Source organism: Mobiluncus holmesii ATCC 35242 (genome assembly GCF_000185445.1).
Taxonomy (GTDB): domain Bacteria; phylum Actinomycetota; class Actinomycetes; order Actinomycetales; family Actinomycetaceae; genus Mobiluncus; species Mobiluncus curtisii.
Map to the genome: position 1 here is coordinate 1838909 of NZ_GL622346.1, position 10825 is coordinate 1849733.

9 protein-coding genes and 2 pseudogenes are annotated in these 10825 nt (G+C 55.3%); 9 read left to right on the top strand and 2 right to left on the bottom strand.

Annotated elements, in window-relative coordinates; genetic code table 11:
• The 7 genes and pseudogenes from HMPREF0576_RS07880 to msrA all read left to right on the top strand — a co-directional run.
• Positions 1-701 (top strand): annotated as a pseudogene (locus HMPREF0576_RS07880) (IS1634 family transposase); the annotation flags it as partial.
• A gap of 441 nt (positions 702-1142) precedes the next feature.
• Positions 1143-1667: a PadR family transcriptional regulator gene (locus HMPREF0576_RS07885; RefSeq protein WP_004007817.1), complete on the top strand. Its 525-nt coding sequence runs from the start codon at positions 1143-1145 to the stop codon at positions 1665-1667.
• The gene (locus HMPREF0576_RS07890; protein ID WP_004007818.1) at positions 1664-2338 is read left to right on the top strand and encodes an ABC transporter ATP-binding protein; all 675 of its coding nucleotides are present in this window, start codon (positions 1664-1666) and stop codon (positions 2336-2338) included. Before HMPREF0576_RS07885 ends, HMPREF0576_RS07890 begins: the two co-directional genes overlap by 4 nt.
• Before the next feature lie 2 nt (positions 2339-2340).
• Positions 2341-4560 carry an FtsX-like permease family protein gene (locus tag HMPREF0576_RS07895; protein WP_245527380.1) on the top strand — a complete coding sequence of 740 codons (2220 nt, stop codon included), beginning with the start codon at positions 2341-2343 and terminating at the stop codon, positions 4558-4560.
• A 51-nt stretch (positions 4561-4611) separates the two neighbouring features.
• Positions 4612-5508, top strand: a complete 897-nt coding sequence (locus HMPREF0576_RS07900) for a D-alanyl-D-alanine carboxypeptidase family protein (protein WP_245527381.1) — start codon at positions 4612-4614, stop codon at positions 5506-5508.
• A gap of 202 nt (positions 5509-5710) precedes the next feature.
• Entirely contained in the window at positions 5711-7066 is a 1356-nt protein-coding gene (locus HMPREF0576_RS07905; RefSeq protein ID WP_245527382.1) for an ATP-binding protein, read from the top strand.
• 676 nt (positions 7067-7742) lie between these two features.
• On the top strand, positions 7743-8348 hold the full coding sequence (msrA, locus tag HMPREF0576_RS07915) for a peptide-methionine (S)-S-oxide reductase MsrA (RefSeq protein ID WP_004011417.1): 606 nt from the start codon (positions 7743-7745) through the stop codon (positions 8346-8348).
• Positions 8349-8561: 213 nt separating this feature from the next.
• Here the strand turns inward: msrA and HMPREF0576_RS09665 are convergent.
• Positions 8562-8729: pseudogene (locus tag HMPREF0576_RS09665) on the bottom strand (IS1634 family transposase); the annotation flags it as partial.
• Positions 8730-8849: 120 nt separating this feature from the next.
• On the opposite strand from HMPREF0576_RS09665, the gene HMPREF0576_RS07920 reads away from it, so the two are divergent.
• Both HMPREF0576_RS07920 and HMPREF0576_RS07925 read left to right on the top strand, forming a co-directional pair.
• The gene (locus tag HMPREF0576_RS07920) at positions 8850-9104 is read left to right on the top strand and encodes a helix-turn-helix domain-containing protein (RefSeq protein ID WP_004007824.1); all 255 of its coding nucleotides are present in this window, start codon (positions 8850-8852) and stop codon (positions 9102-9104) included.
• Positions 9097-10383, top strand: coding sequence for a type II toxin-antitoxin system HipA family toxin (locus tag HMPREF0576_RS07925; protein WP_081455505.1), 1287 nt, complete (start codon positions 9097-9099; stop codon positions 10381-10383). Before HMPREF0576_RS07920 ends, HMPREF0576_RS07925 begins: the two co-directional genes overlap by 8 nt.
• A gap of 47 nt (positions 10384-10430) precedes the next feature.
• On the opposite strand, the gene HMPREF0576_RS07930 is transcribed toward HMPREF0576_RS07925, so the two are convergent.
• Positions 10431-10825, bottom strand: a 395-nt coding sequence (locus tag HMPREF0576_RS07930) for an alanine:cation symporter family protein (protein ID WP_004011418.1), incomplete at its 5' end; no start/stop codon positions are given.

The following is a 10825-nucleotide window of genomic DNA, read 5'->3' on the forward strand; positions in this document are numbered from 1 at the left end:
CAGGACGCTTCAGAATCCCATTTCCACTGGAATGGTGACTTGCTCGCCGATGGCCAGATTATCGACACCGTGACTCCTAGGCACGCCAACATGAAAGTCAACAGCAAACTCACTAAAGCCGAGCCGGTGTGGAATCCCTCGATGGGCAAGTCTTGGCGAGTCTTGTGGTGGTACTCCACTAAACGCGTTAAAAGAGACGCTATCACTCTGGAGGCGCAGCGCCGCCGCGCCCTAGACGCGATAGACGGGGTGAAACCCGCGCGTAAACCCCGGTTCATCAAAACCACCCGCAGTGGCTGTAGTTTCGATTCTAAGGCTTTTGAGCGCGCCCAGCGGCTAGAAGGCTTGAAAGGCTATGTCACTAACCTCCCCGCCACGCTCATGCCCGCTGGTGAAGTCATCGCCTCCTATCACGATGTGGCATGTAGAGCAATCCTTGACGCATATCCAAAACCGATTTACGTGCCCGCCCGATATTCCACCGGCAACGCGACGCTATCGACGCGCATCTGACTGTGGTCATGGCCGCCCTAGCTGTTTCCCGGTATTTGCACCAAAAGACCGGAATCACAGCGAAAAAATACGTCCGAATCCTACGACCTATCCAGGAGTAAACCATCCTCTACCAAGGCCACGAAATCCAATCCAGCGACTCCATCACCCCACAAGCCCAAAAAATCCTAGACAAGCTGGGCCACTAAAGTTACATGATTCAGGTCCAGAGGCTCAAATCGACGCTGTCAGAAGATGCAGCCGAGCAAGCTCTGAATCCCTACTTTAGCTTGATAACAAGGGAAAACAGGCATATTTTCTCAGTCTCCACAGCCCTCACCTTTGTATTAATACCAGCAATCCCGTAACTACGCATAGGCAATATAGCACAGTCCGCCCTTTGTGGCGGGCTGTTTTTGTTGGTATTGCAACTGCCATTGACAATAGAGCTATCCCATATTTATCCCATACCTGGGAGGAAGAAATGTCGCTAAGACGGCGTAGCCGTTAGAAAATGGCTATGGCTGGCCGGTTTAGGCGAAGCACCCGCGAACCCGGCTGGCGCCTCATGAAACCGCCTGTTGTAACCGATGCCGTAAAGCTATACACTTGGTGAATAGTTGCGGCTAGTCACTGAGTGTATAGGAGGCGTGGTGGAAACGAAATACGGTTTGTTGGGACTGTTGACGCGCGAGCCGAACTACGGCTATGAACTGAAAAAACTATACGACCACTATTTTGCTGGCGATAAGCCAATCCTGGCGGGACAGGTGTATTCCACCTTGGCGCGTTTGGCGCGGGATGCCAAGGTGATGGAAGTCGCCGACAGCGGAGCCCCAGCCGGACCCGCACGCACCCGCTATGCCGTCACTGCGGGTGGCGAAAAAGAACTGGTGGAATGGTTGCGCACGCCGCTGATTCCTTCCCCCACCCTACAATCCGAGTTGTATCTCAAGACGGTGCTGGCCCTGTTAATCAATGGGGATGCGGCTCTGTATCTGAAAGCCCAGCGCCAAGCCCATCAGCAGCGGATGCGCGAGCTTACGGCTCGTAAACAGCATGCCAGTCTGGCCGAGAAACTCCTGTTAGACCAGGCGATTTTTCACATTGACGCGGATTTGCGTTGGATTTCCTTGACGACCTCGCGTCTGGATGCGCTAAAGGAGCAACTGTGAACCCGCCGACAACCCCGATACTTTGCGCCCGTGAGCTAAAGAAAACCTACGGGCTTACCCCGGCACTGCGTGGCGTGTCCCTGGACGTAACGCGCGGTGAAATCTTGGCAATTATGGGGCCTTCGGGCTCCGGCAAGTCCACCTTGTTACACGCCTTGGCGGGAATCGAACTGCCAGATTCGGGCTCGGTGTCCTACAATGACCGTGAGCTCACCAGCTTGAGCGATGCGCAGCGCACGGTGTTGCGCCGCACGGATTTCGGTTTCGTATTCCAGTTTTCCCAACTGGTTCCCGAGCTGACAGCGGTGGATAACATCGCAGTGCCACTGCTTTTGAACGGGGTCGCGAAGAAAACCGCGTATGCCCAGGCTCACGAATGGTTGGCGACTGTAGGCCTGGAAGATCACGCGGATTCACTTCCCGGCGAGCTTTCAGGCGGGCAAGCCCAGCGAATCGCTATCGCCCGCGCCTTGGCACCGCGCCCCGCAGTGCTGTTCGCCGATGAACCCACCGGATCCTTGGATTCCCTGAATTCTGAGACGGTGATGACCTTGCTGGTGGATTTGGTGCGCGTGCGGGGGTTGACAGTGGTACTGGTGACTCATGAACCTACCGTTGCAGCCTATGCCGACCGTGAAATAATCGTGCGTGACGGCTTGGTGGAGGTATAGCCGTGTACCTCGCCTGGATGCTCACTTGCCGTTCGTTGCGTCAGTCCAAGAGTCGCTTGGCTTTGGTCAGTGCGGCAGTGGGATTTTGTGTGTGCCTGATACTGGTGTTCGCCGCGTTTTGGGGTGCTTTTGGCTCCACGACTGCAACGCGTTGGCAGGGAGCAATCGACAACGCGGACAAATCCCAAGCGACTAATGATGCCAAAGCTGGTGCCACAGATGCAGTGTTGATTAGCCTGGTTGACAACCCCTTCTTCGTTGTGGACGGTAAACAAATCCACGCGGCCTATGTGGACACTTCAGCAACCCAGCACGCGCCCGATTTGTTCGGGGTAAAGTGGCCTCAACCGGGGGAATACCTGATGTCGCTGGGCGTGCAAAGCCTGGTGGCCACGCACCCGGAAGCGGCGATTACCACCCGCTTCGGGCACGTCAACAAAGGATTGCTACCGTATCAGTTGACCAGTGGCCCGGATGACTTGCTGGTGTTTATCGGCAAGAATCTCGCTGGGGATAAAACCGCCGTGCACGTGGCAGACTTTGACACCCCGCAGCCGCCGGCCGGAAACAGCGCAGTGAACCAGGCCGTCTTGTCGATTGGCCTGGTGGTATTGCTGTTCCCGGTTTTGCTGCTGATTGCAATTTCTGCCGCCCTGGGCAGCGTCCAGCGGGAACAGCGCTATGCGGCTTTGCGCCTGGTGGGTGCTACGCGCCACCAGATTCTCCAGATTCTTGTGGCCGAAGCCCTGTTGGGGGCGGTACTGGGCTTTCTGCTTGGCTTGGGCGTGTTTAGCGCAATCCGGCCGTGGCTGGGAGCTGTTTCGCTGGCTGGCAGGCGCCTGTGGCTGTCTGACTTGACGGTCGCGCCTTGGCAGTGTGCGCTGGTTTTTGTGGCGACTATCATCATCACGGTTCTGGCTACTTCGCAGGGGATGCGCGGGGTAGTCGCCACGCCCCTGGGGGTGGTGCGCCACCAGCGTGTAACCAGAAAAATCGTGACCCGAAAAACCGGTGTGGTGCGCATCCTGGTGATGGCGGTGGCTATCGGCCTGGCTATCTATCTGGTGGTCAGCGTGAAACCGAACCGGGGGACACGCCTTGACGCCTATTGGCTGCTGGCTGATGTGGTTTTAATGATGATTGCTCTGATTTTGGTAAGTCCGCTGGTAATCCAGCTGTTGGCTTGGGTGGTTGCAAAACATTGCCGGCGGGCGCCGGAACTGATTAGTACGCGCTATGTGGCAGCCCATTCCCGCCAGATTTCACGTTCGGTTTCCGGCGTGATTCTGGCCTTGTTCGCGGGCACGTTCTTCCTGACCGCCACCTCCCAAACCGGAAAGGTCTTGGATGCCATCGATCACGAACACACCCCGCTGAAACAAGGCGCGGTAGCCATATCCGAGATTCCAGACCAATCCGCAGCCGTCCACCTGGCCGCGCAACTGCAAGCCCAATCCTACGTGGCTCAAGCCCAAGCCGTGCCTTTCGTAGGGGGAACCTGGAGTCTGGTGCCGTGTACGACTGCGAGCGCCTACGTTGCTACGCCTTGCAAATCCGGGTTACTGGGCGTCAACTTATGGGCACGTGCCGGCGAGGCCTCTCGGCTCATCCCCGCGAAAAACCGCGCGGATTTTGACACGTTGGTGAAACGCTACTACGTGCCCGAAACCAGGCATGATGCCTACACTGTGCTGGTCAGCCTACGCGACTCACGTGCCCTGGAACGCCTGCGTACCCTACTGGCCACCACGGACTTTATGCCGGAATTCTCCATGCCACTCATGAACGTGGCGACAGAAGTGAACGTCACCACGGACGTGGGGCTCATCAGTCTTATGACAACACTGGTGTGGATCGGCATGGGGCTGACGCTGCTGATTGCGGTGATTTCGATGCTGGTTTCCACCTATGCGGGACTGCTGGAGCGGCATCGCTCCCTGTTGACACTGCGGCTTTGCGGGATGAAAGTAAGCCAACTAGCCCGCATGATGCTGGTGGAGGCCATCGCGCCGCTGGGAGCAATCGCGCTGCTTTCTGCCAGTCTGGGTTTCGGCCTGGGATGGATGATGATGCACATCTTTTCGGTCAGGCTCGAAGCGAGCTTCACTCCCGCTATTTTCCTGGCGCTGTTGGTGGCGCTGATTCTGGCTGGTTTGGCCATGCTCCTGTTGGTGCCAGCCCTGCGTCGCAGCAGCGAACCGGTCAACAATCGCAGTGAATAGAACTTGAATAGAACAAAAGAAGGTGTTTTGATGAAGGGCAGACGCAAAAAGATGACCGCAGTGTTCGCGGTGGTTGTGATTGCCATTTTTGCCTGGGTGGTCGCTACGCCAGCGGGGCGGGGCGTAATCCGGGTCTGGATATACCCCAAACCGACAACCGTGGGGATTGACGGTACGCCTTATACCGGGAAAGGCTATGTTGTTATCGACGAGGCCTCGCAGCAGCGAATCGCGGCGGCCGGGGAAAACACTGAAATCACGCCGGCCAGCCTGGCAAAGCTGTTTGTGGCGGAATATGCCCTGGCTGTCGCCGACCCGAACGATGAAGTGTCCGTCAGCCGCGAAGCCCTGACGAAAGCGAAACCGGGATCCTCGCTCGCCGGGATTGTTCCCGGAACCTACCGGCTACAAGATCTGCTAGCTGCGATGTTGGTACCTTCCGGCAATGACGCGGCTTATGCCGTGGCGGAGTTTTGCGGCGGGAAAACGCATCCGGGAACCGCCGGGACAGACCAGCGGATTGACCTGTTTATGACTGATTTGGCTGAATACCTGAAAAAACAGGGCTGGTCGCATACCCGGATTAATGACCCCAGTGGCTATGACCCCAGGGCGGTGAGTACGCCAAGTGAGATCGCGGCAGTAAGCGAAAAACTCCTTTCACGCCAGTGGATTCGCGACATCGTCAAGTCGCAGCGCTATGCAATCGCCCCGCTATCAGGCCAGCACCTCATGATGGTGAACACCAACCAAATGCTCAACCCGGAAAGCATCTATTACATCCCGGAAGTCGCCGGCCTCAAAACCGGGTCTTTGGGGAAAATCCACAATCTTGCCATCCTGTATGCCAAGAGTGGCCACGATTACCTGATTGTCAGCCTGGGATCCACCAGCAAGGCCAGCCGCTATGACGATCTGAACAATTTGATTAGCAAAATCGGCCAGTAACTCTGTCCTTCATTCGGATCCATGGTTTGCTGGCAGAAATGAGTGAAAAAACTGTGTTTTGCGAGGAATTTTCCGCGCAAACCCAAAGAATCTGGCGTTTCCCGCCACGGTGCCGACACCGGAGTCAGGCTGAAATCTGAAAAGTGTCGGTATTGCCAGGTTTGAAATCCTGAAAAGTGTAAAATAATGCCGTATCGAAATCTTGAAAAGTGTTAGGTGGGTGGTGTGTGTGCTGGTCAGGCGGGTTTTAGCGGCTTTTCATGAGTGGCTAGCGGATGATGGCGGCAAAGCCCTGCTGGTGACTGGTTCCCGTCAGGTGGGAAAGTCTTTCCTGACAAACACCTTTGCGCGGGATAATTTCTCGCGAGTAGTGGCTTTTGACCTGCTGGAACAGCCCGATGCGCGAGATTCTTTCAACCAAGCCACTAATGCCGCAGACTTAATGTTGCGTGTCTCGCTGGCTAGTGACGTGGAACTGGTGCCGGGGCAGACAGTGGTGATTTTTGATGAAGTCCAGGAATGTCCCGCTGTGGTCAGCTTTATTAAATTCCTGGTGCAAAAATACGACTATCGCTTTATTCTTTCCGGGTCGCTGTTGGGGACACGTTTGCGCGCTATTCCCTCTTTGCCTATTGGTTATGTGACAGAGCTGAAGATGTATCCCCTGGATTTTCAGGAGTTCTGCCAGGCGTGCGGTGTGTCCGCTGAATTCTTTGATGTTTTGCAACAGTGTCTGGATGACTTGCGCCCGGTTCCGGATTTTATCTACGACCGCTTCATTGATTTGTGGCATCGTTATCTGCTGGTGGGGGGAATGCCCGACGCGGTGGCGCATTTTGTGGAAACTGGGGACATGGATGTGGTGCGCCGGATTCAAGGAAATATTCGCCAACTTTACGCCCAGGACATTGTGAAATATGCGCCTGATGAGCTGCGCCTAATCCTGGCCGATATTTTCCAGTTGATTCCCGCCCAGTTGAGCCGGCAAAACCGTCGATTCCAAATCAGTGACTTGCGGGATGTGAAGCGCTTTACCCAGGTTGACCAGCATTTTCTGTGGTTGGAAGCGGCGGGGGTGGCTTTGCCGACCTACAATGTTTCCGCCCCGATTTTCCCACTGCTGGCGGGGGTGAAACGCAACCTGTTTAAACTGTATAGCTCTGATGTGGGACTGTTGAACTCTGCGTTCCCGAAAACCATGCTGTCTGGCATTCTTCAACCGAACACGGCGATTAATCTGGGTGGAATTTACGAAAACGCGGTGGCTCAGGAGCTGCACAGCAAGGGCTATGCGTTGCGCTACTTCAGTTCCAAGAAAATCGGGGAACTCGATTTTCTGCTAGAGGATGCCTCCGGTCAGATTACCGCCTTGGAAGTGAAATCCGGGGTCTCGTATCGGACTCATGCCGCCTTGGACAAGGCGCTGGCGGAACCGAAGTACACGATTGACCGCGCTTTTGTCTTGGCGGAAACCGGCCGGGGGGCGCGCCCAAACATAGAAACCCAAGGTCAGGTGACCTATCTGCCGATATTCTTCGCGGCGCTACTGGGTTCATGAGGTGCCAGCCGGGGTGTGTCCTTCCTTTCTGGAATTTTTTCTTTACACCCACAGCCCTAAAGGAAGTCGCACTCCCAAATTGAACACAGGGTCTATCAAATGAAAGTAAAATTTTTCCCCAAGACTCTCATCATGGACACATAAGCACCTTATTGAGAAACCTTGATAACGAGATAGGCCCCTGACCTGCTGCGGCGCGCGGGCGTAGCCCGCACATCGACGCAGTTGCAGCGTGAAGGCGTTAAGAAACGGCCACGATTGGCCGTTTTAGCCGTAACTCCCTTGAATAGCGAGGTCGCTGTAGCAAAGCCCTTATATGTACATCGAGGTAAACACGGACACATTTAGCGGTTTTCCCCAGTCTACAAACTCCCAAAAAACGCCCTGACCTGCGCAAACCGAAAACTTACCAGTCGAAAAGTGTCCGCCATTGACACGAAACGCCCGGAATCCCGGCAAGCACCTCATGAACCCCGGCGATTTCTCGCTGACCCCAGCAAGGGTACCTGGCAGAAGTGAGCGAAAAAACTGCGTTATGCGGAGATTTTTCCTCGTAAACCCAAAATATTCACCGTTTTCTGCCAGGGTGTCTGCTGCGGTGTCGGCCACGGTGTCGGACTCTGCGCCGACCGCATATCTCGTGACGGACTCGGATTTGTGTGGCAAACTGTAACACATGATGGTACCTCATGAAACGAAGCAAGAAACCACTCACCCCGTCCTCCACACCTCGATAACTGGACCGTGGCCGGAACCGCACGAAGTAATCTATTTCGCGATGGGCTGCTTCTGGGGCGTGGAGCGGATTTTTTGGTCCCAGCCGGGGGTAATCAACACGGCTGTGGGCTACATGGCGGGACAGCAGCCCACGCCCAGTTACGAGGAAGTCTGCACCGGGACCACCGGGCATGCGGAAACCGTGCGGGTCGTATTCGACCCCACCGCGACCACCGCCGGGGAACTGTTGAAAGTGTTTTGGGAAAATCACGACCCGACCCAGGGTGACCGGCAGGGTAACGACCGGGGCAGTCAGTACCGTTCGCTGGTTATCTGTACCACGCCGGAACAGCGTGAACTGGCTGAAGTGTCGCGACGCACTTTCGGGGTGACCTTGGCCGGCGCGGGGCGCGGGGCGATTACCACCGAGATCCTGGATGCCGATGCGGTCGGGCAGTTCTGGCTGGCCGAGGACTACCACCAGGCGTACCTGTTCCACCACCCGCACGGATATTGCAACCATGGTTTCAAGGGATTCGTCTGCGAGGTGCCGGTGCGGTTGTAGTTGTTGGTGCGTGGAGCATCGGTCGGTATGGTTGGTTTCATGAGGTGCCAGTCGGAGTGCGGGATTGTCCGCGAGTTGTAGACCAGTTCAAGAACTTTTAGATGATTTTCTACGCGTTTTCGAGTTTTTGCTAGCTAATCTTTTTGCGTAGCCGAGCTCCTCTGCTGGTATTGGTCACATTCAGTTTGTATCTATCACCTGAGTTGCACAAGTTTAGTGACCCAGTTTGTTTAGGATTTTCTGGGTTTGGGGGTTGATCTTGGATTGGGCTGTGATTTGTTGGCCTCCGGGCAGGCTTATGGTGACTTCACGTAAAGGCCGTAGCATCCGGACGAGTTTTTTGGTTGTTACCCCGGTTTTTTGATACAGATAGCGGGATATTGGTGACGTATCCTTTCAGCCCTTGGATTCGAGCTAAATCCCTGCTACCTGCTGTTGTAAAACCGGAGGTTCCTGGGTGGTTTATTGCGTCTTTGTGTATCGATAACGTATCATGAAGATATGAAGTCGGTTATTACTCGAGTGGTTGCTAGTGATACGGCAAAATTCGCGCAGCTAGTAAGATTTCACCGTCAGGCTTTCGGGTTAACCCAGCAGCGGTTGGCGGATATGGCGGGGGTGACTCGTCCAGCTATCACGCGGCTAGAATCCGGGGCGCCCTCGGTGCGTTTAGATACAGCTTTGAAAGTACTTGATGCGCTCGGGGTGGAAGACCTTACCTATTACACGAGCGAGGATGCGGATAGCGATGCTTAGAAAACTAGACGCATACCTGTTTGGGCATAGGGTGGGCAGGTTTAAATCTCATGCCGACCGCACTATAGCGTTCACCTACGATGAATCCTGGGATGGGCAGGATATTTCCCTGGGTTTGCCTCGTCAACACCCGGAATATGATGCTAGGCCATTTCTGGAAGGCTTGCTTCCTGAGAACAGTATGACCAGGGCTATCTGGGAGAGGGAATATCGTATCCCCGGTGGGAATGTTCTCGGAATGCTGGCGGTTATGGGTAAAGACGCGCCTGGGGCTATCCAGTTCACACCTCCAGGCCGTCCGCTTGCACAGAATCTGCCTGACCGGGCTGTGCCACTATCCGGGCGCCAACTAGAAGATTTAATGCGCAATGTGTCATGCGAGGAGGGTGTGTGGGGTGCCTCAGCGGGACAGGATGAGGATGCCCCCGGTAAGTTTTCTCTTGCCGGTCAGCAGCGCAAGACCGCGTTGTATCGTGCTCCTGATGGGCGGTGGTGTCTGCCGCAGGGGTGTTTTCCTTCCACGCATATTATTAAACCTCAGATTTCCAGTGATTTTGCCTATTCTGATGTGAATGAGGCGGTGTGTCTGTCGGCGATGCGTAGGCTTGGTATCAAGGCTAGCGTGGAGACGATTGAGATGGTGGGTGGGGTGCGGGCTAGTGTTATCGAACGCTACGACCGTGCGGTTACTTCTGATGGTGGGGTAGAACGGTTTCACCAGGAGGATTTTTGCCAGATTCTGCGCTGTATGCCCGCATATAAATATGAGCAAAATGGGGGGCCAACTGCTGTTGCTATTGCCCGGACCATACGTAAATATGCGAGTGTGCAAGACATGTTGGAGTTTGTAAAACAGCTGGCTTTCAACATTGCGGTGGCGGGCACTGATGCTCATGGTAAAAACTTTTCGATGCTCGAAACTGTAAAGGGGTGTTCGCTTGCTCCCGCTTATGATGTGGCCTCGTACCTGTACAAGGTTGACCCCGAGAGGAGCGAGCGTTTGTCCTCGTCGATGCAGATAGGCGGAGAATATCGTTTCGTGGCTATCCGGGAGCCACAGTGGGTGGATTTCGCGTCTGACGCCGGGCTGGATGCGGATACAGTGTTAGGGATTGTGTCGTATGTAGATCAGAATGCAGCGGATGCGGTTTCTGAGGCTCTAAAGGAATTCGGACAGTTCGCGGCGGGGACACCGGTAGCCGATTTGGCGAGCCGAGTTAACGCGTTTCGCGTGAGTCGCGCGACAGCGAGGCAAAAACCCTTTCGCGCCCAAAATTAAGCGGGCACTCACGCTGTCCAGTGTTAACATCGACGCGCCCACTCCAGCTACCCGGCGGCTCGTAATTTCGGGTCGCGGCGCAGGTAATCCCGGGTTTCTCGCGCAATCAGCCCGGAGGCCAGTACCAGCCCAATCAGGTTCGGGATTGCCATCAGGGCATTGGAAATGTCGGCCAAAACCCAGGCGACTTCGATGGAAGAAATGCATCCCACGAACAACACCACCGCGAACACAATCCGATAGACCGCCACGGCTTTCAGCCCGGCCAGGCGTTCGATGCAGCGCTCGCCGTAATACGCCCAGCCCAGCACGGTGGAAAACGCGAAAAATACCAGGGAAATCGCGACTTGAAGTGTCCCAGGTTTTGTTCCTAGGTTTTTTGTGAGGGTTGTTTTATGCCTTGGAAGTATTCGCAGGAGTTTAGGGATCGTGCTGTCGGGCT